We start from the raw sequence: 26,347 nt of genomic DNA, 5'->3' as shown, positions 1-26,347 counted from the left end.
AATATGTTAAAAGCCGTAATATTTGACATGGATGGTGTAATTACCGATACAGTTCCTTTACATTATAAAGCATGGAAAAAAATGTTTGAAAAACATGGATACTATTTTGATTTTAATATATATAAAGAGAAAGTTGATGGAAAACCCAGAATTCAGGGCATTTCTGCAGTAGCTGTAAATGCAAACAGAAAAATGTTAGAAAAAATGGCTGAAGAAAAACAAAATTATTTTTTGGAGCTTGTTGAAAAAACCCCTCCAAAAATTTTTGAAGATACTATAAATTTAATAGAAATATTAAGGAATAATAAGATAAAAATAGCTGTAGCCTCATCCAGTAAAAACACAAAAAAAATACTTGAAACGCTAAATATATATAATCTTTTTGATACGGTAGTTACTGGTTATGATTTTACTAATGGAAAACCAAATCCTGAAATTTTCCTGCTTGCTGCAAGGAATTTGAATGTATCTCCTGAAAATTGTGTTGTTATTGAAGATGCAATAGAAGGTGTAAATGCTGGTTTAAATGCTAATATGGTTACTGTAGGTTTAGCAAGGCATAACAATATAAATGAATTAAAACATGCAACAATTGTCGTTACAAACTTATACCAAATAAATATAAAAAAATTAGAAAAATTATTGCAGGAGGTAAAATGATGAAATTATCAGAAGAAAAATGGTTAATTAAAAAAAATAATTTTGAAGTTTCTCCTGTAAATGAAACTATTTTCACGTTATCAAACGGTTATTTAGGAGTAAGAGGAACTTTCGAAGATTTATTTTTTAATGAAACACCAGGAACATACGTTGCAGGTATTTTTGACAAATCAGAATCTCAGGTAAAAGAATTAGTTAATTTACCATATTTTTGGGGATTGAAAATATATTTAAAATATGAATATTTAAATCCATTTGAGTGTGAAATATTGGATTACAAAAGAATATTAGATATGAAACAGGGTTTATTATATAAAGAGATGAGATTAAAGGATAAAAAAAATAGAATTACAAAAATAGAAGGATATAGATTTTTAAGTCATGATAATAGAAATTTAGCTTTAATGAAGTATAAAATAGTTCCAGAAAATTATAAAGATAGAATAACTTTAGAATATTTTATTGATGGAAAAACAACAAATTCTACTTTCCATCCAAAAGAAAGGGTAAAACATTATTTCTTATCCAATCATGTTGTATCTGATGATTACCTTTATTTAGAAGCTTGTACAAGAGATAAAAATTATAAAGTAGGAATATTATCTTCAGTTGAAGCTGAAAACTATCATTCTAAAGTTTCCAGAAATTATATAGATTTTATTGCACAATCAATTGATATAGATCCAGTTCCACAAAATGAATATACAATAAACATTTATACCAGTATTTTAGATTCAAGAAGATATGATAATCTTCATGAAAACAATTTAAAAGAAATAAGAAAAGCAAAGAATATAGGTATAGAAAAGCTTTTGGAAAATCATAAAAAAAAGCTGGAAAAACGTTGGAATGTGGCAGATATTAAAATATATGGAGATGAAAAAGCAGATAAAGCATTAAGATTTAATATATTTTCATTATTATCACTTGCAAATCCAGATGATGAAATGGTAAGTATTGGTGCTAAAGGATTACACGGAGAAGGATATAAAGGGCATGTTTTTTGGGATACAGAAATTTTTATGTTACCATTTTATATTTATGAATACCCAGAAGCTGCTCGTTCTTTTTTAATGTATAGATATTATACATTAGATAAAGCTAGAGAAAACGCCAAAAAAAATGGATATCAGGGAGCTCAATATCCATGGGAGTCTGCAGATACAGGTGAAGAAGAAACTCCAAAATGGGGAGAAGATTATTACGGTAATAAGGTTAGGATTTGGACAGGAGATATGGAATATCATATTACAGCGGATATTGCCTTTTCAATTAGAGAATATTTAAGAGCTACTGATGATTGGGAATTTTTTTTAAATTACGGAGCTGAAATATTTTTTGAAACTGCAAGATTTTGGGTTTCTCGGGCAGAATATAATAAAGATAAAGATAGATATGAAATTAATAAAGTTATTGGACCGGATGAGTTTCATGAACATGTAAAAAACAATTTTTATACCAATTACTTAGCTCGATGGAATATAAAAGAAGCTTTAAAATATATAAATATAATAAAAGAAAAATTTCCAGAAAGCTATAATAAAATATCAAGAAAAATAAATTTAGTTGAAAGTGAATTAAAGAAATGGAAAGAAGTATCAAATAAAATATTTATTCCATGGAATAAAACTACTCATTTAATAGAACAATTTGAAGGATATTTTAAACTTGAAGATAAAATTATTACGAAATATAATGAAAAAAATATGCCAGAATGGCCAGAAAACGTTGATTTAACAAAATTAAATAAATATCAACTAATAAAACAGGCTGATGTTTTAATGCTGATGCATTTATTGTCTGAAGAATTTGATTATGAAACCAAAAAGATAAATTTTGAATATTATGAAAAAAGAACAATGCATAAATCTTCATTGAGCCCCAGTATATATGCAATAATGGGATTAACTATTGGGAATCATTCTAAAGCTTATGAACATTTTTTAAGAACAGCTCTTGTTGATTTAGAGGACAATCAGGGAAATACTGCTTTAGGATTGCATGCAGCAAGTGCTGGTGGAACCTGGCAAGCTGCTATATATGGGTTTGGTGGAATGAATATCGATAAAGATGAAAAATTAAATTTTAAACCATGGTTACCACCTCACTGGAAAAGTATGGAATTCAATATATATTATAAGAAGAAATTATTTAACGTAAAGATTACTCAAAATCATATAAAGATAAATGATTTATCCTCCCTTAACGATAAATAAACTGTGCCACAACCTCTTCGGAGGTTGTTTTTTTTTAAATATTATGTTATAATATCAAAAAAGTAAATACTCTCCGGGCAGGGTGAAATTCCCGACCGGCGGTTAAAGCCCGCGAGCCTTATTAAATTTTAAGGTTGATCCGGTGGAATTCCGGAGCCGACAGTTAAAGTCTGGATGGGAGGAGAGAAAATAATAGCTTATAATATAGCGATTTTTGTTATATTTAAAGCTAGAATAATGATAAATAATTGCCCTGGAGAGATCCAGGGCTTTATTATTTTTAGGAGGTTATATTATGGATAAATTTAAAATTATAAAAACTTTTAATTCGAACAAACCTATAATCATCTGGGATGGAAAAAAAGAGGTAGAAGCGGATTTTATTTTTCCTGCAGAAATGTCAAATGATAAAATTGTGAATTTTTTTATTTCTGAAGGAAAAGGACTTTTATGTCTTGCAACACAAGAAGATTATTTAATAAAAAAAGGGTTTTTTAAATTACCTTCTAATAATTCCGACAAATTAAACACAAATTATTTTATAACTATCGATCATAAAAGTACTAATACTGGTATATCAGCAAGAGATCGTGCTGAAACAATAAAAAATTTTTCAAGTGAACAAGATATAAGTTATTTCAAATATCCTGGGCATATTCAATTATTAGGGAGTATTGGAATTAATAATCGAAAAGGACATACTGAATCCTCTGTTGAATTAATGAAATTATTGGGATTTAAACCATTTGCTATGCTAATAGAAATATTAGATCAAAATGGTAACTCACATAATTTCGAATATATAAAAAATCTATCCAGAAAATATTCTATACCTTTAATAAACGTAGAAGATATATATACAGAAGTTATAAATGAGAAGCTATATATTTCACCTATAACAGAAGCCAAACTTCCAACAAAATTTGGAAAATTTAAAATAATAGGTTTTGAAAACAAATTTGATGGTAAAGAGCATTTCGCAATTTATAAAGGTGATTTAAAGAAAGAACCATTATTTGTAAGAATTCATTCTGAATGTGTAACAGGAGATGTATTAACTTCAAGAAAATGTGATTGTGGAAGCCAATTACATCGTGCAATGCAGAAAATCAATAAATTAGGAAATGGATTAATAATTTATTTGAGACAGGAAGGAAGAGATATCGGGATTACAAATAAAATTAAGGCTTATGAATTGCAGGATAAAGGATTTGATACGGTAGAAGCTAATTTAAAAATTGGTATGCCAATAGATAATAGAGATTATGCAATTGCGGCGCAAATTTTAAAATCATTAAATATAAAAAGAATAATTTTAATGACAAATAATCCGGATAAAGTTAATCAATTAAGAAAATACGGTATTGAAGTTATAAAAGAAGAAAAACATTTTGGTGAAATTACCGAAGAGAATAAGTTTTATTTACAAATAAAAAAACTGAAAATGAATCATAAAATTACTTTAGAGGAGGAATCTATATGAGCTTTGTTGAAGGTAATTTTGAAGGTAAAAATTTGAAATTTGGTATTGTTGTATCAAGATTTAATTCTTTTTTTCAGAAAAATTATTAGAAGGAGCTATAGATGCGTTAAAAAGACATAATGTTGATGAAAAAGATATTGAAATTTTTAAGGTACCTGGGGCATTTGAGATTCCATTTGTCATAAAAAAATTAATTAAGAGAGATTATGATGCAATAATAGCTTTAGGAGTTGTTATTAGAGGAGAAACATATCATTTTGAAGTTGTTGCTAATGAAGTTTCAAAGGGAATTGCTCAAATTAATCTTGAATCAGATATTCCTGTAACCTTTGGAGTAGTTACATCTGATACCTTAGAACAAAGCATTGATCGTTCTGGTGCAAAGGTAGGTAATAAAGGTTTCGAGGCAGCAATGGCAGCATTAGAAATGGCAAATTTAAATAAACAATTAAGGATCTGATATTATGAATCACGAGTATTTTATGAAACTCGCTATAAAGGAAGCTAAAAAGGGTATTGGGAAAGTAAATCCTAATCCATTAGTAGGAGCAATTATAGTAAAAAATGGAAAAGTAGTTTCAAAAGGACATCATGAGTATTATGGTGGAAGGCATGCAGAAATTGTAGCAATAGAAAATGCTAAAAGAAAGAATATCGATATAAAAGGTGCAACAATGTATGTAACCCTGGAACCGTGCTCACATTATGGTAAAACACCACCATGTGCTAATAGAATAGTTAAAGAAGGATTCAAAAAAGTATATATTGGAATTTTAGATCCAAATCCATTGGTAAATGGTAAAGGTAAAAAAATATTAGAAGATGCCGGTATAATAGTTAAACATGGAATATTAGAAGCGGAAATAAAAGAATTAAACGAAGTGTTCATTACATATATAACTCAAAAAAGACCTTTTATTGCTTTGAAATTTGCTATGACTTTAGATGGTTTTATAGCAACCAATAACTTTGATTCTAAATGGATTTCGAATTCAAAAGCACGAGAATTTGTTCATAAACTCAGAAATTATTATTCTGCTATTTTAATAGGAGCGAATACATTAATAACAGATAACCCGCAATTAACTTGTAGAATAAAAAAAGGAAGAAATCCTATTAGAGTAATACTTGATAAAGATGGAGTTTTTGAAGGGAAAGCGCTAAAAATATTTGAAGAAGATGGAAAAAATATGATATTTACAGAAAAGAAGATTAAAAATATACCCCAAAATGTTGAGATAATAAACACATCAGATATTTTTGAAATAATAAATATATTATATAACAAAGGCATAGATAGTATTCTTGTTGAAGGTGGTGCAAATATTTTGTCTTTGTTTTTAAAAAATAATTTTGTAGACAAATTGCATATTTTTTATTCACCTAAGATTATTGGGAATGGTTTATCCCCTTTTAACACCTTAGAAATTTTGGAAATTAAAAATGCTATTAAATTTTGTCCTATAAAAAATAAAAAAATAGGTGATAATATTTATTGGGAGCTGAAAACATGTTTACAGGAATAATTCAAAAGATGTCAAAAATGATACTTAAAAATAATAATATAATTATTGATAATGTTTTTGAAAATGTAGATCTGGGTGAGAGTATAGCAATCAATGGAGTATGTTTAACTGTAGAAAAAATAGAAAATAATAAGTTATTTTTTTCAATGGGAGAAGAAACTTTAAGTAAAACAAATTTAAAATATTATAATTATAAAATCGTCAATCTTGAAAGGGCATTACGTGTTTCTGATTTTCTTGGGGGTCATATAGTATCTGGTCATGTTGATGGTGTAATAAAATTTCTAAATATCAGAAAATCTCATAATACTTACTGGATGAAATTTAAATTTCCAGATGAAAAATGGGCTATTATCGAGAAAGGTTCTATTTCACTAAATGGGATAAGTTTAACTATTGCAAAAAAAGATTTAGATTCCTTTGAAATACAGGTGATTGATCATACATATAAAAATACTAATCTAAAATATTTAAAAATGAATGATCTGGTTAATTATGAAATAGATGTTATAGCAAAATATCTCAAGAATATAATAAATCAAGGTCCTAAATAGGACCTTGATTTATTGATTATTCAGTTATCCATTTATAAACTTCATCTTTTGATATTGTAGCTAAAGCAATATAATTATCAGCAGCTCCATAATAAATATAATATTGATCTTTATATTCAATCATAGCATCAGAAAATACTACCATTGGAACTCCGCCAAATTTTTCCCAGGGTTCTTCAGGTTCCAGTATTGGTTTTTCACTTCTTTTTAAAACTTTTGAAGGATCATTTAGATCTAATAGCATAAAACCAAGTCTATATGTAAATCTGGGGCCATTTTGAACACCGTGATAAAGTAATAACCAACCATATTCCGTTTTTAATGGTGGTCCAGCAATACCTATTTTTACATCATCCCAATAACCTTCTCGTGGTTTAGCAATACTTACATAATCTCCCCAATGAATTAAATCATCAGAAAAAGCTAACCATATATCTGGCTCTAATCTATGAAACATTACATATTTTCCATTTATTTTTTCTGGTAGTATAGCAGCATCTTTATTTGGAGATTCAGGCAAAACTATTCCATGTCGTTCCCATGTAAAGAATTTTGTTGTAGAAGCTAACGCAACACTTATATTTGTTGGTGAATATGCTGTATAACACATATAATATTTTCCATTAATATATGTTAGCCTTGGATCTTCAACTCCATACATTTCTGTTATATCTTCTGGTTCAAAAATAGGATTTTCCATTCTATTAAAATGGATACCATCGGTGCTTACAGCATATCCAATTCTTGATACCATGTCTTCTCCTTGTGCTCTATATAACATATGGAACAATTCTCCATCATATACCACTGCAGGATTAAACACAAATCTTGATTCCCACAAATGATTTGGATTTGGTGAAAATAGAGGATTTAAAGGATGTCTTTTTAATTTTAATTCCAACTTAAACACCTCACTTTAATGTTATTGAAATACCTTGTAAGAAATACTTTCTAAAGATTAAAAACAAGATAACCATAGGAATGGTTTGTATAACAGACCCAGCTAATATTGGTCCAATATATGCACCATATTCATGATTAAAACTCGCTAATAAAACCGATAAAGGCATTTTATTATAATCTTTCATGACAATAAGTGGCCACATGAAATTATCCCATATTCCTATAAAAGTAAATAAAGAAACTATTGAAATAGCAGATTTATTTAATGGTATCATTATTTTAAAAATTATCCATAAATCCGTCGCTCCATCCATTTTAGCTGCTTCAATATAATCATTTGGTGTTCCCTTATAACTTTGCGTAATCATAAAAATACCCACCCACTCATAATGCTGGGTAATATTAATGCAGAATATGTATTTAATAGTCCCAAATTCCTTATTAATATATATAATGGAATAGTAAACATAAATCCAGGAAAAACCATTTGAAATATTAAAAAATTAAAAATTTTATTTCTCCCTTTGAATCGAAGTTTGGCTAAAGCATATGATATTATAGATGAAGTTAAAACAACAGATCCGGTTACAGTTATAGAAATAAATAAGCTATTGAAAAATGCTCTAATAAATGGTCTTTGCATTTTTTCAGCGCTTTCAAGAATAAACTTAAAATGTTCTAATGTGAAATGTGTCGGCCAAAATCTTGTATATATTTCATTAGATGGCTTTAAAGAAGCCATAAATAACCATATATATGGATATAACCATAAAAGAGCTAGACTAAACATTATTATATGAAAAATAATACTACTTAGTTTTTTCATACTATCTCCACTTCTCTTTCCAATAATTTTCTGGTTATCCATATAATCCCAAAGCTGAATAGTGCTGTAAATACAGACATCGTTGCTGCATAAGTTGGATCTAATTTTTGAAATGCAGATGTATACATAACCATCATTGGCATTAATGTACTTCTCATTGGACCTCCACCGGTAATCATATATGGTTCTGTAAATATTCCAAAAGACAGTGAAATTGCAAACACAAGAACCATAATTATAGACGGATTTAATAGTGGCAATGTTATTTTAAAAAATTTCACATATTTATTAGCACCATCTAATTCAGCTGCTTCATATATACTCTTGGGAATATTTATTATACCAGCATATAAAATTAAACCATAATATCCTATAAATTTCCATACAACAATTAATGAAATAGAAAACATTGCTAATTGAGGACTTGTAAACCACGGAATAGTAGTGTTGAACAAAGCATAAGTTAATTGATTTAACGGACCATTTTCTGCAAACAATTTGGAAAACATTATAGAATATGCTACACCAGACGAAACATTTGCAACTAAAAAAGACAATGCTACAAAAGTTTTTCCATATTTTAATTTACTTAAGGCTAATGCGAATAATAGCGAAAATATCAAAACTATAGGAATATAATACATTAAAAAATTTAATACATTAAAAAAAGATTTCCAAAATATTGGATCATATAATACTCTTAAAAAATTTCGAAATCCTGCAAATTGAGGTTTCCCAACATATCTCCACCTGGAAAATGCTAAAATTACCAGCCATATAAATGGATACTCCAAAATATAGCTGCATAAACCAAATATGTGGAGGATATAAGAAGCCCTTTTCGGGCTTCTCTCTTTCTCATTTTTGTAACCATACAATCACCATATTATTCTATTAATCTTTTTTACAGAATTTTTAACTGCTGTTTCTGCATCCGCTTTACCATACATAAGTGGCTCTATCAAACTTACCGTCATTTCATCCTGAACGTCAACTGTTTTTGATATCAATGCTGGAGGTACAGCATATCCAACATATTTTGCATATTGTGCTGCTAATGGATTTTTATCAAAAAATTCTTTAAATAAATTATTTGTAAGAAGGTCTGACCTTGCTGGAGGCATTTTTGTCATTTCTAACCATAATTTATCGTTTTCAGGATTAGAAAATACCCATTTTACAAAATCCCATGCTTCTTTTTGAACTTTTGAGCTTTTGAATATAACTAATCCTTTAGTATCTGCAAATGTATATATTGGTTTATTTTCAGGATAATTATCTGGAACTACCGGAGGAGTAATTTCTATATTTTTAAAACTTCTGGAAATTGTTTTTCCGCATAAGGTATTTCCCAAGGTCCTTTCAAACTACCTAATATTACTCCATTATATAATGGTGCATTCCCTAAATCGACAGCTGTCCATTTGTTTTTAAACATTGTTTCAAAAAATTTTGCAACTTTAATTCCAGCATCATTATTATATATAGCTCTATACTTTTTCAAATCAATATAAGGTTTTCCCTCACTTGCAGCATAATAATATGTAATATAATCAAACCATCTATCCCACCAATTTCTTCCAGCAACAACTCTCATTGTATATTTTTTATTTGGTATAACGAATTGTTTTGAAAGTTCATAAATTTCCGAATATGTTCTTGGCGGTTTTTCCCACCCGTACTTTTCTAGAATATCCTTTCTCCACCACATTAATATTGGATTTGAATAAATTGGTAAAACATATGTTTTTCCCATAAAATTCCAGCCTTTAATAATACTTTCCATCTTTCTTGATGCAATTAAATCATTAAATCCAGGTAATTTATTTAATTCAACTAATTGATCTAACTCAATTAACTGTGCAGCAAAACCAGAAAAGATATTTGTACAAATATCCGGTGTTCTCCCTGAAGCTATTGCACTTAATATTGCTTCTTCAGAGCTTCCTGCTGCAGGTATTGTCGTCCATTCAATATCAATATCTGGATTCAATTTTTCGTATTCCGCTACTAATTTTTTCCAGTATGCTTCTTGATTAGGATTTGGAGCTGTCCAAAAAACTATTTTTGTTTTTGCAAAAACAGAAATTATCAATAAAAAAACAAATGCCAATATAAAAAATTTTTTCATTTTTCTATACCCCTTTGTGGTTTTTCTCTCAATAAATTCAGTAAACAAAGAAGTTACATATGGATGTAAATTTTTACCATTACTTAATTCAATTACTCTTTCAATCGCTACATTCCCCATCTCATATTTAAATACTTTAATTGTCGAAAGGGCTGGTTGTGTTGAAGATGCAAATACAATATCATCAAATCCTATTATTTGTACATCTTTAGGAACATTTATTTTTTTCTTCTTTAAAATATTTAAAACCATTATTGCAATAGGATCATTCGATGCAAAAATAACTTCTGGTTTTTTATCCAAAACTAAATCTATTATATAATTTATAGACTCCTGATTTTCTGCTACTTCATACGTCATTGGTAACAAATTATTATTTTTCATCGCTAATTCGTATCCTTCAAATCTCCTTCTGAAACCGTAAAATTCTAAAGAACCATGAATATGAATTATTCTTTTATAATTTCTTTTAATCATTTTATTAATAACATAATATGCTCCATCAAATCCATTAGAAATCACAGCATTTATTTTTTCTCCAACAATATAGTTATCTACTAAAACTGTAGGTATTTCACAATTTAAAAACTCTTTTGGAATTGGATCAGAACCTATTATTAAAATTCCATCACATTTTTTCCTTTTATTCTTAAAATCTTCAAAAGTCATCAGAGTTGTTTCTGCTTTATTTTCTTTTGCTCCATCATATATACCTTTTAGAACTGTTGAGTAAAAATCCATCTCACCAAACTCATTCTTTTTTTCTCTAAAATATGTTTTATTCTTTCACTAATTAAAACACCAATCTTAAAACCATATTTTACCTTTGCGAGATGTTTTGCCTGACTTGAAGGTTTATAATTTAATTCTTCAACTGCTTTTAAAACCTTCATTTTTGTTTTTTCGGAAAATTTCCCTTTATTATTTAATACCCTCGATACTGTTGCTATTGATGTACCTGCCAATCTTGCAACATCCTCAATGTTTGCCATATTATCACCTCTAGAGTAAGCGCTTAACCTAATTAATAATAGCATATATACATAAAATATAAAAATTCAAAAAGAAGAGTTATCTTTAAAAGACTCCATTTATTGAACTTTATTTGAAAATAACTGTTATTTTCTAACATTTTGTTTATATTATTAAAAACAATTAATTTAATATTCATTTTATAAAAATAAAAGAAATTTACTAGTAATGATGATTTTTTAATCTTTTTTGGTCATAATTACTCATAAATGTCTTTCAAATGGTTTGGAACAAAAACTATTATAGTATATAATGATATAGAGTAAGCGCTTAACCTAAATTTACAAAAGGGAGGAAAATACTATGAGAAAAGTTTTTTTAATTGTTTTATTAATGTCGTTATCTATTTTTGTTTTAGCTGGAGAAAAAGTTATTGAGGTCAAAACAGACCAAATGACGTGGTTAGATGTACCCTATTCAATTTCTTTTTCAAAAATTCTTGATATTATTGGTGATGATTTTGAAGCTAATTGGTATTCCATTAGAGTTGTAGATGAAAATGGGAATTATTTACCATATCAAATAGATGATATGGATAATAATAAAAGAATATCTTCTCAAGATGTTTTATTATTTACCTTTAAAAAAGATGCAAAAATAATCATTTCTGATGATTCTAATATGGATTTAATGACATTCAAACCTTATTTTTCAATAGAAAAAGATAATGACGAATATCTAGTTACATCTAAAGATTTTGACATCAAGGTAAATAAATACGGATTAGCAAATTTTGTTAGATATAAAGATATTAAAGGAACAATATACAACGAATTGGGAACTGCAAGAATAGCAGGTTGGTCTGGAAGTACATTTTATGTAGATGGAAAATTAGGCAAACATGTAGAAATGACATCATCAGGTTTAGAAATAGAAAAAGTACGTGTGTTAAATGCTGGCCTGTTGCTGTTACTGTAATTGCTGATTTATATTCAAAATTATTACCTGGTTTAAATCAACATATAGTTACTCATATTTTTAAAACAGGCGATGTATTAGTAGAAAACACATTTTCATTTACTAATTATGTTGATATAATGAAATTACAGGTTATGGCAACTGCACCTATTACAAGTATCGATGATAACGCTTTACATATCTTACCTATGTTTAGAAGAATGGTATGGGCTGAACAATTAAATAGTTCACCTTTAGATTACTGGACACAAAGAAATGCTGTAAAATATGTTAACGGAAAACCATATATAGAATTTTCTGCAATAGATTCTATGAAACCTTTATGGTGGGGAGCTACTTATGCATTTGTTTCTGAAGAAAATTGGAGAGCAAATTTTTCTCCTAAATTTGGAATTGGAGCAGCTGAAATTCTTCCTGAAAAGCCTATACTGTACTCTGATTTGAAAGATTTTGTATTCCATGATTTTTGGTTCTATGAAAGCAGAGAATTTAGAGATGGTATTTTTAGATGGTTACCTGGAGAAATGGATAATTACGAAGCTACAAAAGGTATTTTTCCGCCCTATTCAGAAGAAAATGTTGGGAAATATTGGATGGCAAAGTTTAAAGCAGGCGATGTAGTAAAATATAATAGATATTATTCAATTTTCCAATCAAGAGATACTAATGAAGCAATAGATTTCTTGGAAAAAAGAACAGCTGAAATTCAAGGAATTCATATTGTAGAAGAATAATTAAAGATAAATATAAGGGCGCATTTCAATATGTGCCCTTTTTTTGGAGGGATTATATGAAAAAAAATTCAATTTTAGTATTTATAATTTCTTTAGCAATCTATATGTTTCCTATTGATATAAACTTTAATCATCTCGAATTTTTAAGAGACAATTTTAAAATAGGAAATAAAAAAGTAATAGGATATTGGATTTATGCTGATAAATATGGAGATAAATTTATACATAAAAGCGCTCCAGGGAAGGAGTTACTTGTGTTGACGATGTATCAAGAGTTGCTATTTTGTATACAGAATTATATAAACATGAAAAAAAGGAATTTTATTATATTCGCGCTAAAGAAGCTTTGAATTTTGTTATGAATATGCAAGATACAGATGGTGATTTTTATAATTTTATTTTTGAAAATGGAGAAATTAACAAATATGGTATTACCAGCAGAAAGTCTGGAAGTTGGTGGGCAGCAAGAGCCTTTTGGGCAATAAGCAATGCTATAAATATTTTTCCGGATAAGGAATTAAACGAAAAACTGATTAAATCCGCTAAAAAAGCAAAAACTGTATTAATCAAAAATTTAGATTCTAATTATTTGTTAAACAAAGGGACAGATGTTACATCAATTTTTTTATTAGGATTAATCAAATATTATGAGTATTCAAAAAATAAAAGAGATTTAGATTATATAAATTTGTTATCTAAAGCAATCATAAAATTTCAAATTAATAAAGGACCTTTTGCTGGTGTATTTAACGAAGGAAATAAAGAACAATTTTTATGGCATTCATGGGTTCTCGCCAAGGTGAGGCATTAATTGAAGCATATAAAATTACTAAAAATAAAAATTACTTAAAAGCTGTAGAAAAATATGTGAAGTTTTATGATCTATTATTATCTATAGGTCCCGTTTATGAAATTAAAGATTATATAAAAAGATATCCATATTTATCTTATGGTTTAGAAACAATAATATCAACATTATCTAAATTATATGAAATAACTCAAAAAGATATTTATGCAATAAAAGCATATTTATTTGGGTCTTTTTTGCTGGAAATAATCAGTTGAATTTTCCAATGTTAGGAAAAAATGGTGAAGGATACGATGGAATGCATTCAGTCTATGTAAATCAAAATGCCGGGCTGAGTCTACAATTTCAGCATTATTATCAATAGTTAGATTAAATAATTTACCTTTAAAATATCAAAAATTTTATTACTCAAAAACTATAGGCGGAAATAAAGCTCAATTATTAGAAGCCGAAAAAATGGATTCAGGAATTTATTATTTTGAATTAGATAATACCGGAAATATTAGAATAAAAACAAATGAAAAAATAGCTTTAAAATCCAGAATAGATTTTTCAGGAGATTATTATATATATTTAATGGGTAAAATTCCGCATTCAAAAATAAAAGTGTATTCTGGAAGAAACAAACTAACGACAAATGAAATATTTATACCCATAAAATTGGAAAAAGGAAAATTGACAATATCAATTACCCCAGAAAATAACGAAACTTTATATCTTGACCAAATATTGCTAATCCCACAAAAATATTCATATATTGTAAGATATAAAAACGATTATTTTTTAATAAAAGAAGATGGAATAAGTAGCATTAAATATGAAGAAAAAATCCTGAAACAAAGAATATAGTTGATATTAAACCACAAATGGAAATATTAAATAGTTATAAAATTTTAGATTTAATTCCATATTTTAATAATGATGGAATTACTACATTTTCTAAAAGAAAAGAAGGAAATTTTGATAATCCTGATGGTGTATTTGGTGCAAAATATCCTGCAGAAGAAATAGAAAAGTATCTAACCAAAGGAATTTTAGAATATAATGGTATTCCATTTAAGGTTAATATTGAAGGTAATGATAATCTGATATGTTCAGGTCAAAAAATTGAATTTAATAATATTATAGGGGAAAAATTATATATTTTAGGTTCATCAGAACATGGAAGTTATAAAGAAAAGTTTATTATTGAATATACAGATGGAACAATTGATGAAAATGAATGGTCCTATTCAGATTGGTGTCAAAATCCTATTTTTGGAGAAGAGGTTGTTTTAAATACAGTGTATCGATATAATGGTATGGGAATTAAAGAAAATCTTAATCCAAAAATATATTTAAATACCTTTAAATTAAAGAATAAATCTATTAAATATATTTACCTACCTAAAAAGCCTACAATGCATATTTTTTCTATTAGTATAAAATAAAATAATCAAATAATATTCGCTCATCCGGTGAAAATTCTTAAACTCTTCGCTTCGCGAAGGGTTAGGATGGATATTTTATTATAAAAAACAACATTACCCCTTTCGCTCCGCGAAATGTTTAGGATTCGCTCATATTATTTTTTCTTATTTTATTTTGTCAACAGTCTGAAATTAAGGGCATAGAGTTCTATGCCCTTAATTTAAATTTAAAATATAAACAATTAGAACTGCGGCAAAAATTACGATTATCGAATTTAAATTCATAAATGACAAAATAAGAGCTACAAAAAAACCTATTGTTCCCGTGATAAAACTACCTGTAGAATAAAAAATATCCGGAATAATTAACATTCCTAAAATGGTATATGGAATATACTTAAAAAATCTTTTTAAAAACCTATTTGAATTAATTTTATCTGAAATAATAAAGGGTAAAACTCTTGGTATAAAAGTAACTATTCCCATGAGTATTATGGTTAAAATATATTTATTCATTTTAAATCATCCTCATTTTTTTCAAAAAAAGCAAAAATAAAAGATACAAGAATCGAAACAATTATAATACTAAAATATTTTGGTATAAATTGTTTTAAAACTAAATATATAACTATTGATACTAAAACACTTAGACTCGTATAGATAGATTTTTTTAGATTAGGGATTAGTATGCTTAAAAACATTGCATATAACGCAATTCCCATACTATTTTTTAATGCAGTATTAAAATTTGAAGAAAATAATAATCCAATAAATGTTCCGGAAATCCATCCTAAATATGAAATCAAAATAATCCAAGAAGATAATCAAAAGGTATTTTTTTTTCATTATTAAAGTAGGATACAGAAAATGTCTCATCAGTAACACCAAAAGCTAACATATACATTTTTTTATTTTTTTCGATTTTTGTTGATATTGAAGATGACATTAAAATATGCCTTAAATTTAAGAAAAATGTTGTAATCACAACTTCAAGAATAGTTGCGTTTTTTATCATCTCAATTGCAACAAATTGACTTGCTCCAGCAAACACTATAATCGACATCATCCAACCCACATATGATGGGTAATCATTTGTTTTAACCAGAACACCAAAAGCAATTGCAATTGTAATATATCCTATAGATATTGGTATACCATCTTTTAAACCCTATAAAATTCCTTCATCCTTATCCTCCATATTCAACAAGAATATCTTCTTAACCATAAAACAACCTATTATACTTCTTTAAATTTAATATTACCAAAAAAAATAAAAATCTATAAATTACAATTTTTTTATCTAATCAAACTTAATCATCAACAATTTATCTTAATAACTTCAAATAATGATTTACTAAAATTTTTAATTATTATTAAAAACAATTATATATAAAATATACCTTCATATAATACCTGAATTATTTGAAAAAAATCTAATATAGAATTAGAATATTTTAAAGTGTAAACTAAATATTGATATAGAAATATATATCGAAAATAGTAAAAACACATATTGGTTAAGTAAATTTTTTACTATTATTATGAATATTAATTATATGATTTTTTTCACTTGTTAATAAAAAGTATTGACTTTAGAGTCATTTTATGGTATTATATAATTTGATTAACCTGTATGAAATATTTTTCATACTAATTGTCACATAACAATATCAAAAGTAATATATATTATAATGAAGAAATATTTTTTATAAAATTTTAACATGAGAGGAGTGAGATTATGGCGAGACAAAAGTGGGGTTCAAGATGGGCTTTTGTTTTAGCAGCTATAGGTTCAGCTGCAGGTTTGGGTAATGCCTGGCGTTTCCCTTATATGGCATATCAAAACGGTGGAGGAGCTTTTTACATTCCTTATTTTGTAGCATTATTTATTGCTGGTATTCCTATCTTGATGGCAGAATTTGCCATTGGACAGGGATTTCAAGCCAGTGCTCCTAAAGCATTGGGAAAAATTTCTAAAAACGCTGAATTTATTGGTTGGTGGGCTGTTATTACAGGTTCTATCATTACTTTTTATTACAATGTAATAATGGCATGGATTTTCAATTATTTATATCATTCTTTAGGCGTAGCATGGAAAGATAATCCAAAAGGATTTTTCTTTGGAGACTTTTTAAAATTAACAGATGGTCCTGGGCAATTAGGAGGATTAAGATGGCCTATAGTTATTGGATTATTAATTTCCTGGTTGTGGATATATATGATTTTAAGAAAAGGAACTGAATCAGTTGGAAAGACTGTTATGTGGACAGTCCCATTACCTGTAATTTTATTGTTGTTATTGGGTATTAGAGGTATTACATTACCTGGAGCTGCAACAGGTTTGAATTATTTATTCCAACCAAATTTTGCTAAATTAGCTGATGCAAGGGTTTGGGCTAACGCATTTGGTCAAATTTTCTTTTCGTTAAGTGTTGCTTTTGGTATTATGATTGCATATGGAAGTTATAATAACAAAAAGAATGATGTTGCTAATAATGCAATAATTACAGCATTAGGAAACTCGGCTACTTCTTTCTTAGCAGGTATTGCTGTATTCTCAGTATTAGGTTACATGGCACAGCAAATGAATGTCCAGGTAAACGAAGTTGTTAGTGGTGGTGTGGGATTAGCATTTGTTGTTTATCCACAGGCAATATCATTAATTCCAGGTGGTCCTATTGTTCAATCCATTATTGGATTAGCATTCTTTATTATGTTATTGACACTTGGTATAGATTCTGCTTTCTCATTGGTAGAAGCAATTGAAGCTGCTGCTGGTGACAAATTTAAAGTTAATAAAAAATCATTTTTAATTGGATTCTCCATTTTAGGTTTCATTTTGGATTATTATTCGCTACACAGGGCGGTTTATATTGGTTAGATATTATAGACCATTTCATGGGTACTTATGCTTTATTAGTAGTAGGTATTCTTGAATCAATTGTAATTGGATGGATATTTGGTGCTGATAAATTGAGAAAATATATAAACTCAGTATCAGAAATAAAAATTGGTGGATGGTTTGATATTTCTCTAAAATTTGTTATTCCTATTGTATTAACTATAATTTTAGGCCTTAATATATTTGACGAAATCAAAAATCCATATGGTGGATATCCAGGATGGGCATTAACAACAGGATTTATTGTGTTTATATTAGTACCTATTTTAGCAATTATATTTGCTAAAATACCATCTAAAGATGAGAAGTATAGCATTCAAGAAACAGAAATTACTTTAGAGGAAGAATAAGGGGCGAAACTATGACAGGAAGTGCTATATTCTTTATGATTTTCGCTGGCGTTGTATTATTTGGAGGTTTAGGATGGTCCCTTAATATTGCAGCTAAATCTAATAAAAATAATATTATTAGAATAAATTGAGTGCAGCGTAAAAACGCTGCACTTTTTTATTATAAAAAAGTAAAAAAATTGATATTCTATTATATTATACCATGAGATAAGAAATTTGAAAGCTTTAATAAAAAAGCTTTTTTGTCTTTTATCGTATTTTCAAATAAAAATTCTATTCCTGTATAATGTGAAATCCCCATTAAAAACATCGCCGCCATTTCTTTATTATTATTTCTTAAATTATTTAAATTTTTATATATCCTTTTTTAAAATCTTCATAGTATTTTTTACCTCATCATTAACGACAAATTCAGCTTCTCTTATTATTTCATAATAATTTCTATTTTTAGAAAAAAATTCTAAAAACAAATATATACCAACAATTTCTTTTTCCAACCTATTTAAGTTTTCAGGAATATTATTTGAAATAAAAAATCTCGTTTTGTGTCCTATTTGCCTTACAATTTCTCTTAAAAATTCTTCTTTACTTGAAAAATAAATATAAAACGTTCCAACAGCAAGATTCACATAATTTGTTATTTCAAAAATTTTTACTTTATGAAAACCTTTCTTACTAAACAATTCTATGCCAGCATCTATTAAAATTTGCTTTGTTGTTTTTTCCAATTTATCACAATCTTTAATATTCAAATTGAATATATCTTCTCTTATTTCGTCTTTAAAAACACCATTAAAAATTAGATCATAAAAAACTTTTTCTTCAAGATTTGTCCAACCATATGACGACATTATCCCTAAAAATCTCAAACTACCTATTATATATATATAATCTGTCTCATCAATTTTTCTTTCTAATATTTTTTCTAATATATCAACATATATATTTCTTAATTTATTCTCATATTGTGGAAATCTATATTGTCCTTCTCTAAAAATTGTTACAAGAGGCTTATACTTTATAGCTGATTCAAAAACAATACTGAAAAATGATTTTAGTTTTTCTTCTACAGTATTACCATAAAATTGATAAAACTCTTCTTCGAATATATTTAATAGATCTTTTAATAAAAATTCAAAAAGTTCCTGCTTATTTTTAAAATAATTATAAAACACTCCATTTGATAGCCCGGCATTTCTACAAATCTCTGCTACGGATACGGTATCGTACCATCGTTTAGAAAACATTTCTATTGCAGATTCAATAAGTTTTTCTTTTATATTCCTCTTTTTTTTCATATAACCATCTCCATTTATTTACAAAATTCTTTAAACACCTCTTTAAACAATTCTGGATCTTCAACTATAATTGAATGACCAACATGATTAAATACTTTAATTTCACCGTTTAAATACTTTATTGTATCTTTTGCCATATCTCCTGTAATTAGCATATCCTTTTTTCCTACAATAAATAATACATTATTTTTATAATTTTTAGCTAAATTTATATAATTTATTCTTTCTAATGCTCTTGCATTTCCTGTAAAACACTCTTCTTTCATTAGTAATGCTTCATTTGTCAATTCATCAAGAAACGTATTATCTTTATTTTCAGACATAATACCTGACAAAGCTTGTTTTAACAACGTTCTATTATTTTTATACATTTCTAATATAGGATAATATTCTTCAGGTGTTTTTAAACCAGTTATCGGAGCAGAATCTATTAATATTAATTTTTCTGATTTCTCTGGATACCTAAAACTAAACGATTGAGCTACAGCTCCTCCTAATGAATGTCCAACAATAATAGCCTTTTTAATGTTTAATTTATCCATAAACATTTTTACATAATCTGCATATAAATCTATGTCACATCTCTCTATTTTATCACTTCTACCAAAATTTGGCAAGTCCAATGCATAACAATGATATCCATCAACATCAATTACTTTTTTATACCATAATGATGAAGCAAAATTACCATGAATCATTATAACAGGTTTTTCGGAACCTCTTTCATAATAATATAATTTCTTATGATTAATATTAACATATTTACCTTCCATTTTCTTTCTCCTCCATAATAACTTCATTAAACTAACATAAGGTATTTCCAAATATTTATAATATAACATTATTAAACCATACATAATCCCTCTTGGAAAAAATAAAACAAATATAATCAATAATGCACCAAAAATTAAAGACATTGGTACTGGTGTTCTAGAAAATATAAAAGGTAATCCTGTAATTATGCCAGCACCTATTAATCCACCATGTATTGTTGACATCCCTCCTATAATTATCATTGCTAACAAATTCAACGATGTAGCTAAACCAAAATCTGATGGGGATATATATCCTAATGTATGGGCATATAAAGAACCTGCAATTCCACCGAAAATAGCACTAATAACAAATGCATGCAATTTTATATATGATATATTAATCCCATATGCTTTAGATGCAATTTCACTCTCTCTAACCATTTTATATTTAATTCCTATAGGTGACTTTACTATAATTGAGGAAAAATAACTCAAAGATATATAAAAAACTAGATTAAGAATATACATGCCAAAATCATTTTTTATAAGCGGTGGAATATTTCTTATACCTATATGACCACCAAAAATACTTATTGCACCTATTAATTGCTCAATTGCAATCCCAAATGCCATTGTAGCAATAGCTAAGTAAAAACCTTTTAATCTCAATGCTGGAAGACCTATTATTAATCCTAAACCTCCCGAAATAAAAATACCAATTATTAAATTCAATAAAAAAGGAAAATTATAATTCACAGTTAAAAAAGCAGTTGTATAAGCCCAACGGCCATAAAAGCGCCATGTCCAATAGATATTTGTCCTGCATACCCGAAATAAAATTTAGTCCTAATGCTGATATTGAAAATATCAAAACACTTGATAATATTAATAATATAAAAGGTTTTGATATAAATAAGATTCCTAATAATATTCCAAACAATAATATATAGAATGGCTGTTTCATATTTATACTCTCCTTCAAAACCTTTTGAAAATATTCCCGAAGGCTTTACCACCAGCATTATTATAATTAAAACTAAAATAATTGATAATTGAAAGTCTGGAGATATATACATTCCAACAAGTTTTTCTAATACTCCCAAAACCAATCCACCAAAAATTGCACCAAATAAATTCGAAAATCCGCCAATACACCTGCTGTAAAACCATATAATTGCATATTAACCATCATATTTGGATGAATATACTCTTTTGGAGCTATTAACACTCCAACTAATGCAGACAACATAATACCTATTCCCACACAATTGAATCAATTTTATCTATGCTTATTCCAACTACACTAGCACCAATTTCATCTTGAGATCTTGCCCTTATTGCAATACCTAATTTGGTAAATTTCAAAAATAATGCTAATATAATAGCAACAGAAAATGAAATTATCGACACCCAAAATCATTAATTGGCATAACTAGAATGTTATCTCCTAGATGTAGGATAATAGGTACACCAGTAAAAATTTCCGGAAAACTTTGATAATTTGTTCCCAAATTAAAACACTTAATCCTCAAATATCATTAATAATCCCAGAGTAACAATTAACATCCCACCATGAGATATATGCTTTACAGGTTTTAATATTTTATCTATTAAAATCCTAATAAAAACCCAAAATTAATGCTGATAATATTGAAATAAAAAGATTATTCGTAATAGAATAAACAGTAAAAGCAAAAAATGTTGCAATCATACCAGCATGTCCATGTGAAAAATTCATTACACCTACACTTTTGAATATTAAAGCTATACCAAAAGCCATTAAACCATACAAAGCTCCCTGTGGAATTCCTAAGATTATACTTTGTAATATTAACATTTTATCACCTACCAAGATAAGCTTTCTTTATTTTTTCATCATTTAGTAATTCACTAGCATTTCCCGAATGAACAATCTTTCCTGTTTCTAAAATATATGCTCTATCACTAATCTTCAATGCTTTTATTGCATTTTGTTCTACTAATAATATTGATATTCCTTCATTTTTTAGTTTAACTAAAACATCAAATATTTCATTTACAATTATTGGAGCTAATCCAATGAAGGCTCATCTAACATTAATATTTCAGGATCTCCCATCAAAGACCTTCCTACTGCTAACATTTGTTGTTCTCCACCTGATAAATAACCTGCAATTTGTTTTCTTCTATCTTTTAAAATTGGAAAAAGATTATACACTTTTTCCAAATTATTTTTTCATCTCCACGAATAAAACTACCCATTTTTAGATTTTCCTCCACATTCAATCCTGGAAATATTCTTCTATTTTCGGGACATAATATCAATCCTCTTTTTACCAACTTTTGTGTATTTTCCTTTGAAATGTCATTTTCTTTAAAATATAATTTTCTTTTTTCTTTAACCAATTTTAAAATACCATATAACGTAGATGTTTTCCCTGCTCCATTTGCTCCTAATATTGATACTATTTCACCTTTGTTAATATCAAAAGATATGTTTTTCACAGCATTTACATGCCCATAATTTACTATTAAATTTTTTATTTTAAGCATTTTCTTTCTCTCCCAAATATACTTTTATTACTTTTTCATCATCCGATATTTCTTCAGGAGTTCCTTCAGATATTTTTTTCCAAAACTCATAACAGTTATTTTATCTGATATTTTCATAACTAAATTCATATCATGTTCAACCAATAATATCGTTATTCCTCTTTTTTTATTTAATAATTTAAAGATATCTTCTATTTCTTTTGTTTCTGAGGAATTTAATCCAGCTGCTGGTTCATCAAACAATATTATTTCTGGTTCAGATACAATAGCTCTTGCAATTTCAATCCTTTTTAATAAACCATATGATAATTGTGAAGGATATGAAGACAATCTGTTTTTTATTCCTAATAATTCAGCTACATATAATATTTTTTCTTTTATTTTTTTCTCAAATTTTTTTGATTTACCATTTAATATTTCCGGTATATCCCTTTAAAATTATGCACTATGCCAGAATATATATTCTCATAAACATTTAGAAAATTAAATAATTGTAAATTCTGAAATGTTCTACTTATTCCATAATATATTATTTCTTCTGTTTTCAGATTTAATAAATTAGCATCCTTAAATTTAACAACACCTTCTACAGGTTTTACAACACCTGTTATTACATTAAATAATGTTGTTTTCCCAGCACCATTTGGCCCAATAAGTGAATGTATTTTTCCTTTCTCTATTATCATATTAAATTTATTTACAGCAGTTAACCCTCCAAATTTAACTGTAATCCCTTTTATTTCTAGCATTATCTCACCTCAAAAATATGTTTTAATAAAGCGGGGAATACCCCGCTTTATATTATTTGTCATAATAAATCCAATTTGTCATTTGAGTCCATACACCTTTTCTTACTCTTAATACATACATCGATTGTTTTCCTAATCTACACGTATTATCATTTGGATCATACGGTTTATAAGTAATTTCATGTGCAAGCATACCAGACCATTTATTCATACCTTCTAATACTTCAATTAATTTTTCTCTTGTTAAATCTTTACCAGCTCTATTTAAACCTTCAACAAAAACTTCTGCAGCTATCATACCCGCTATAGCATAAGCATTTGGCATTTGTTTAAAATACTTTTGGTAAATTTGAAAGGGTTTCAAATTAGGATTAGAAAAATCAACATTTACCCAGGCCATTGCTTCAACACCTTCTGCAGCATCTTTAGCTAAATATATATATGATGTATCAGAATTTGCATAAGTAAGAACATATTTTTGTTTTTGTAAACCGTATTGTTTAGCTTGTTTTACAAAATTAACTGATTGAGGAATAAATAACATTACTGCTATTGCATCTGGTTTCTTTGCAATTAATTTAGTAATTTCGGTTGAAAAATCATTTGCGGTTGGATTTATTGCTATGGTCTCAACTGGCTTCATATTATATTTTTCTTTTAATGTTTCTAATGCTGAGTTTAAAAATTCCTTTCCAGCATCATCATTTCTATATATAACAGCTATTTTTTTAGCCCTTTTTGTTTTAACTAAATAATTCATCACTATATTCCCTCTAATGTATAATTGGGTTGAACCGGGAATATATATTTTTTTGGAGGTATTGCTAATAATGATGAACCACTTGCCTGATAAACATATGGTACCTTCATCTTGTTCACATAATCTATAACAGCCAGATTACCTGGCGTTCCTAATCCTCCAACTAAAGCAAAAACCTTATCGTTTTCAATCAATCTCTTTACTTCAACTGTTGTTTTTGCAGGATTAAATTGATCATCCGCAACAATTAGATTAATATTTCTACCATAAATTCCTCCATTATCATTAACATAATTAAAATAAGCTTTCATTCCATTAGCGACACTTTGACCAATCACTGCTACAGGTCCTGACATAGCTTGAAATGTACCTATTTTGATTTCTGTATCAGTTATTCCAACCTCGGCAAAAATAAAAGTCATAAGAAAAATTACACTCAAAAAAAACAAAAATACCTTTTTCATTCCAATACCCCCTTATAAATATCCTAATTTCTTCGCTTCTTCTTTTAACCTTCCTCTAAAATCTGGATGAGATATACTTATTAAAGCTTTCGCTCTTTCTCTAAAACTTCTTCCTCTTAAATGCGCCACACCATATTCTGTAACTATATAATCTAAATCCTGTCTTGGAACAGTTACATATGAACCCTGGGCAACATTGGTATAATTGTAGAGATGGTTCCATTTTTTGCAGTACTCCTCAGAGCTATAATCCCTTTTCCATTTTTACTCATTATTGCTCCTCTATGAGTATCTAGTTGTCCCCAGTACCTGAATATTGCCTATTTCCTAATGATTCAGAACACACCTGACCGCTTAAATCAACTGTAATAGCAGTATTAATACTTATCATATTATCATTTTTAGAAATAATATAAGGATCATTTACATATCTTCCTCTCATAATCCAAACTCCAGGATTATTGTTAAGCCATTTATACATCCTTTTAGTCCCAAGTGCGAAAGTACATACAAATTTACCTTTCCACAATGTTTTTTTCATATTAGTTATTGCACCACATTCAAATAAATCAATCATAGATTCTGTAAACATTTCTGTATGTATACCCAAATCTTTTTTATGATCTAATAATTTTGCTACAGCATTTGGAATACCTCCAATTCCTATTTGTAATGTTGATCCATCTTCTACTAAATTTGAAATGTATTCAGCAATGATTTTTTCTGTTTCAGTTGGTTCAACAACTGGTAATTCTGGAATCTCCCATGCATTTTCTACAATAAAATCTGCTTGAGAAATATGAACTTGTGTTTCACCATGTGTCCATATAAATTTTTCATTAACTTCCAAAACAACTATATCGGCATTTTCTAATACATCTAATTCGTAAACATTAGATATGCCTAAGTTAAAATACCCTGTTCTTTGATGCATTGGAGTTACTGTTCCCAAAAAATTATAGTATTATCTTCTTCTTTTTCTGCCATTAACTTATCTGTTCCTGCCATATGCAAATTATTAGGAATAAAATCTACTATTTTTATTCCTAATTTTTGAGCTCTTCTCGTTGGTGGACTTAAAAACCAGGAATGATTGTTATAGGCATTTTCATATTCTTTATTCATAAAAAAATCATATTCTTTCATATTTAAACAAGTAACTACCTTCAACCTTTCAAAATGGTTTTTATATTTATGCAAATTCTCTAGTAATCCCTGTGCTTCTGCTGAAGCCAAACCCGTAATGATAGTAGCCTTTTTAGGAAGTTTTAATACTACTTCTTCTATATTTCTTAACTTGTCCTTATATAATGTTCTCCACATAATATCACCCCTTA

The 26,347-nt window shown here is 27.7% G+C and carries 27 protein-coding genes, 9 pseudogenes and 1 riboswitch; of the genes and pseudogenes, 14 read left to right on the top strand and 22 right to left on the bottom strand.

Features of this window, described 5'->3' with window-relative positions:
- The first annotated feature begins 3 nt into the window (after nt 1-3).
- The 6 genes and pseudogenes from DJ007_RS10130 (at nt 4) to DJ007_RS10105 (ending at nt 6,439) form a co-directional block, all read left to right on the top strand.
- Nucleotides 4-660: an HAD family hydrolase gene (locus DJ007_RS10130; RefSeq protein ID WP_206076305.1), complete on the top strand. Its 657-nt coding sequence runs from the start codon at nt 4-6 to the stop codon at nt 658-660.
- Entirely contained in the window at nt 657-2,876 is a 2,220-nt protein-coding gene (locus DJ007_RS10125) for a glycoside hydrolase family 65 protein (protein ID WP_129409454.1), read from the top strand. Before DJ007_RS10130 ends, DJ007_RS10125 begins: the two co-directional genes overlap by 4 nt.
- Nucleotides 2,877-2,941: 65 nt before the next feature.
- Nucleotides 2,942-3,066: riboswitch (FMN riboswitch) on the top strand.
- 105 nt (nt 3,067-3,171) lie between these two features.
- Nucleotides 3,172-4,359, top strand: coding sequence for a bifunctional 3,4-dihydroxy-2-butanone-4-phosphate synthase/GTP cyclohydrolase II (locus DJ007_RS10120; RefSeq protein ID WP_129409453.1), 1,188 nt, complete (start codon nt 3,172-3,174; stop codon nt 4,357-4,359).
- Nucleotides 4,356-4,819: pseudogene (ribH, locus tag DJ007_RS20355) on the top strand (6,7-dimethyl-8-ribityllumazine synthase). Before DJ007_RS10120 ends, ribH begins: the two are co-directional and overlap by 4 nt.
- Nucleotides 4,820-4,823: 4 nt before the next feature.
- Nucleotides 4,824-5,885 carry a bifunctional diaminohydroxyphosphoribosylaminopyrimidine deaminase/5-amino-6-(5-phosphoribosylamino)uracil reductase RibD gene (gene ribD / locus DJ007_RS10110; protein ID WP_129409452.1) on the top strand — a complete coding sequence of 354 codons (1,062 nt, stop codon included), beginning with the start codon at nt 4,824-4,826 and terminating at the stop codon, nt 5,883-5,885.
- On the top strand, nt 5,870-6,439 hold the full coding sequence (locus DJ007_RS10105; RefSeq protein ID WP_129409451.1) for a riboflavin synthase: 570 nt from the start codon (nt 5,870-5,872) through the stop codon (nt 6,437-6,439). The genes ribD and DJ007_RS10105 overlap by 16 nt, the downstream gene beginning before the upstream one ends.
- Nucleotides 6,440-6,455: 16 nt before the next feature.
- Here DJ007_RS10105 and DJ007_RS10100 read toward each other — a convergent pair whose 3' ends face one another.
- From DJ007_RS10100 to DJ007_RS10075, 6 genes and pseudogenes are all read right to left on the bottom strand, one after another.
- Complete coding sequence (locus tag DJ007_RS10100; RefSeq protein ID WP_129409450.1) at nt 6,456-7,340, bottom strand: glycoside hydrolase family 130 protein; 885 nt, start codon at nt 7,338-7,340, stop codon at nt 6,456-6,458.
- A 10-nt stretch (nt 7,341-7,350) separates the two neighbouring features.
- Nucleotides 7,351-8,168 (bottom strand): annotated as a pseudogene (locus DJ007_RS20350) (carbohydrate ABC transporter permease).
- A pseudogene (locus DJ007_RS10090) lies at nt 8,165-9,042 on the bottom strand (carbohydrate ABC transporter permease). The pseudogenes DJ007_RS20350 and DJ007_RS10090 overlap by 4 nt, the downstream one beginning before the upstream one ends.
- A gap of 4 nt (nt 9,043-9,046) precedes the next feature.
- Nucleotides 9,047-10,299 (bottom strand): annotated as a pseudogene (locus DJ007_RS20345) (ABC transporter substrate-binding protein).
- A gap of 27 nt (nt 10,300-10,326) precedes the next feature.
- A pseudogene (locus tag DJ007_RS20340) lies at nt 10,327-10,776 on the bottom strand (substrate-binding domain-containing protein); the annotation flags it as partial.
- 239 nt (nt 10,777-11,015) lie between these two features.
- Nucleotides 11,016-11,291, bottom strand: coding sequence for a LacI family DNA-binding transcriptional regulator (locus tag DJ007_RS10075; protein ID WP_129409449.1), 276 nt, complete (start codon nt 11,289-11,291; stop codon nt 11,016-11,018).
- An 837-nt stretch (nt 11,292-12,128) separates the two neighbouring features.
- On the opposite strand from DJ007_RS10075, the gene DJ007_RS10065 reads away from it, so the two are divergent.
- The 6 genes from DJ007_RS10065 to DJ007_RS10040 all read left to right on the top strand — a co-directional run bounded on the left by DJ007_RS10065 (nt 12,129) and on the right by DJ007_RS10040 (nt 15,221).
- The gene (locus tag DJ007_RS10065; protein ID WP_165974112.1) at nt 12,129-12,983 is read left to right on the top strand and encodes a hypothetical protein; all 855 of its coding nucleotides are present in this window, start codon (nt 12,129-12,131) and stop codon (nt 12,981-12,983) included.
- Nucleotides 12,984-13,039: 56 nt separating this feature from the next.
- Complete coding sequence (locus DJ007_RS10060; RefSeq protein ID WP_129409446.1) at nt 13,040-13,333, top strand: hypothetical protein; 294 nt, start codon at nt 13,040-13,042, stop codon at nt 13,331-13,333.
- 8 nt (nt 13,334-13,341) lie between these two features.
- Nucleotides 13,342-13,794, top strand: a complete 453-nt coding sequence (locus DJ007_RS10055; RefSeq protein ID WP_129409445.1) for a hypothetical protein — start codon at nt 13,342-13,344, stop codon at nt 13,792-13,794.
- Nucleotides 13,767-14,048: a glycoside hydrolase family protein gene (locus tag DJ007_RS10050; protein ID WP_129409444.1), complete on the top strand. Its 282-nt coding sequence runs from the start codon at nt 13,767-13,769 to the stop codon at nt 14,046-14,048. Before DJ007_RS10055 ends, DJ007_RS10050 begins: the two co-directional genes overlap by 28 nt.
- A gap of 199 nt (nt 14,049-14,247) precedes the next feature.
- Nucleotides 14,248-14,640, top strand: a complete 393-nt coding sequence (locus DJ007_RS10045; RefSeq protein WP_129409443.1) for a hypothetical protein — start codon at nt 14,248-14,250, stop codon at nt 14,638-14,640.
- 17 nt (nt 14,641-14,657) lie between these two features.
- Nucleotides 14,658-15,221 carry a beta-sandwich domain-containing protein gene (locus DJ007_RS10040; RefSeq protein WP_129409442.1) on the top strand — a complete coding sequence of 188 codons (564 nt, stop codon included), beginning with the start codon at nt 14,658-14,660 and terminating at the stop codon, nt 15,219-15,221.
- A gap of 195 nt (nt 15,222-15,416) precedes the next feature.
- Here the strand turns inward: DJ007_RS10040 and DJ007_RS10035 are convergent, their stop codons facing one another.
- Genes DJ007_RS10035 through DJ007_RS10025 form a run of 3 tightly spaced genes read right to left on the bottom strand, consistent with a single transcriptional unit; the run spans nt 15,417 to nt 16,341 of the window.
- Nucleotides 15,417-15,716: an AzlD domain-containing protein gene (locus DJ007_RS10035; RefSeq protein ID WP_129409441.1), complete on the bottom strand. Its 300-nt coding sequence runs from the start codon at nt 15,714-15,716 to the stop codon at nt 15,417-15,419.
- Nucleotides 15,713-16,006: an ABC transporter permease family protein gene (locus DJ007_RS10030; RefSeq protein WP_129409440.1), complete on the bottom strand. Its 294-nt coding sequence runs from the start codon at nt 16,004-16,006 to the stop codon at nt 15,713-15,715. Before DJ007_RS10030 ends, DJ007_RS10035 begins: the two co-directional genes overlap by 4 nt.
- Entirely contained in the window at nt 16,003-16,341 is a 339-nt protein-coding gene (locus DJ007_RS10025; protein ID WP_276318752.1) for an AzlC family ABC transporter permease, read from the bottom strand. Before DJ007_RS10025 ends, DJ007_RS10030 begins: the two co-directional genes overlap by 4 nt.
- Before the next feature lie 597 nt (nt 16,342-16,938).
- Here DJ007_RS10025 and DJ007_RS10020 point away from each other — a divergent pair.
- Both DJ007_RS10020 and DJ007_RS10015 read left to right on the top strand, forming a co-directional pair.
- Nucleotides 16,939-18,452, top strand: a pseudogene (locus DJ007_RS10020) (sodium-dependent transporter).
- Nucleotides 18,453-18,463: 11 nt separating this feature from the next.
- Nucleotides 18,464-18,583 (top strand): MetS family NSS transporter small subunit, encoded by a 120-nt coding sequence (locus DJ007_RS10015; protein ID WP_129409438.1) that lies wholly within the window; start codon nt 18,464-18,466, stop codon nt 18,581-18,583.
- A gap of 59 nt (nt 18,584-18,642) precedes the next feature.
- Here DJ007_RS10015 and DJ007_RS19280 read toward each other — a convergent pair whose 3' ends face one another.
- The 13 genes and pseudogenes from DJ007_RS19280 to DJ007_RS20835 form a co-directional block, all read right to left on the bottom strand.
- Nucleotides 18,643-18,771 carry a hypothetical protein gene (locus DJ007_RS19280; RefSeq protein ID WP_276318736.1) on the bottom strand — a complete coding sequence of 43 codons (129 nt, stop codon included), beginning with the start codon at nt 18,769-18,771 and terminating at the stop codon, nt 18,643-18,645.
- 34 nt (nt 18,772-18,805) lie between these two features.
- Nucleotides 18,806-19,750, bottom strand: a complete 945-nt coding sequence (locus DJ007_RS10010; RefSeq protein ID WP_129409437.1) for a TetR/AcrR family transcriptional regulator — start codon at nt 19,748-19,750, stop codon at nt 18,806-18,808.
- Nucleotides 19,751-19,764: 14 nt separating this feature from the next.
- The gene (locus tag DJ007_RS10005) at nt 19,765-21,237 is read right to left on the bottom strand and encodes an alpha/beta fold hydrolase (protein ID WP_240739486.1); all 1,473 of its coding nucleotides are present in this window, start codon (nt 21,235-21,237) and stop codon (nt 19,765-19,767) included.
- Between the two features lie 26 nt (nt 21,238-21,263).
- Nucleotides 21,264-21,608: a hypothetical protein gene (locus DJ007_RS16085; RefSeq protein ID WP_206076299.1), complete on the bottom strand. Its 345-nt coding sequence runs from the start codon at nt 21,606-21,608 to the stop codon at nt 21,264-21,266.
- On the bottom strand, nt 21,596-21,769 hold the full coding sequence (locus DJ007_RS14795) for a hypothetical protein (protein WP_165974111.1): 174 nt from the start codon (nt 21,767-21,769) through the stop codon (nt 21,596-21,598). Before DJ007_RS14795 ends, DJ007_RS16085 begins: the two co-directional genes overlap by 13 nt.
- Nucleotides 21,760-21,915 carry an ABC transporter permease subunit gene (locus tag DJ007_RS10000; protein ID WP_129409435.1) on the bottom strand — a complete coding sequence of 52 codons (156 nt, stop codon included), beginning with the start codon at nt 21,913-21,915 and terminating at the stop codon, nt 21,760-21,762. Before DJ007_RS10000 ends, DJ007_RS14795 begins: the two co-directional genes overlap by 10 nt.
- A 208-nt stretch (nt 21,916-22,123) precedes the next feature.
- The gene (locus DJ007_RS09995; RefSeq protein ID WP_129409434.1) at nt 22,124-22,342 is read right to left on the bottom strand and encodes an ABC transporter permease subunit; all 219 of its coding nucleotides are present in this window, start codon (nt 22,340-22,342) and stop codon (nt 22,124-22,126) included.
- A gap of 4 nt (nt 22,343-22,346) precedes the next feature.
- Nucleotides 22,347-23,037, bottom strand: a pseudogene (locus tag DJ007_RS20335) (ABC transporter ATP-binding protein).
- The gene (locus DJ007_RS20330; protein WP_368359749.1) at nt 23,030-23,086 is read right to left on the bottom strand and encodes a hypothetical protein; all 57 of its coding nucleotides are present in this window, start codon (nt 23,084-23,086) and stop codon (nt 23,030-23,032) included. Before DJ007_RS20330 ends, DJ007_RS20335 begins: the two are co-directional and overlap by 8 nt.
- Complete coding sequence (locus tag DJ007_RS19270; RefSeq protein WP_206076298.1) at nt 23,065-23,367, bottom strand: ATP-binding cassette domain-containing protein; 303 nt, start codon at nt 23,365-23,367, stop codon at nt 23,065-23,067. Before DJ007_RS19270 ends, DJ007_RS20330 begins: the two co-directional genes overlap by 22 nt.
- An 80-nt stretch (nt 23,368-23,447) precedes the next feature.
- Nucleotides 23,448-23,786 carry an ATP-binding cassette domain-containing protein gene (locus DJ007_RS19265; protein ID WP_206076297.1) on the bottom strand — a complete coding sequence of 113 codons (339 nt, stop codon included), beginning with the start codon at nt 23,784-23,786 and terminating at the stop codon, nt 23,448-23,450.
- 52 nt (nt 23,787-23,838) lie between these two features.
- A pseudogene (locus tag DJ007_RS16070) lies at nt 23,839-24,902 on the bottom strand (ABC transporter substrate-binding protein).
- A gap of 120 nt (nt 24,903-25,022) precedes the next feature.
- Nucleotides 25,023-26,336, bottom strand: a pseudogene (locus tag DJ007_RS20835) (acetyl-CoA hydrolase/transferase family protein).
- Between the last annotated feature and the right edge of the window lie 11 nt (nt 26,337-26,347).

The organism is Marinitoga lauensis, assembly GCF_004135675.1.
Classification (GTDB): Bacteria; Thermotogota; Thermotogae; order Petrotogales; family Petrotogaceae; genus Marinitoga; species Marinitoga lauensis.
Note: the sequence above shows the minus strand (reverse complement) of the source record. Positions and strands in the feature narration are given on the sequence as shown.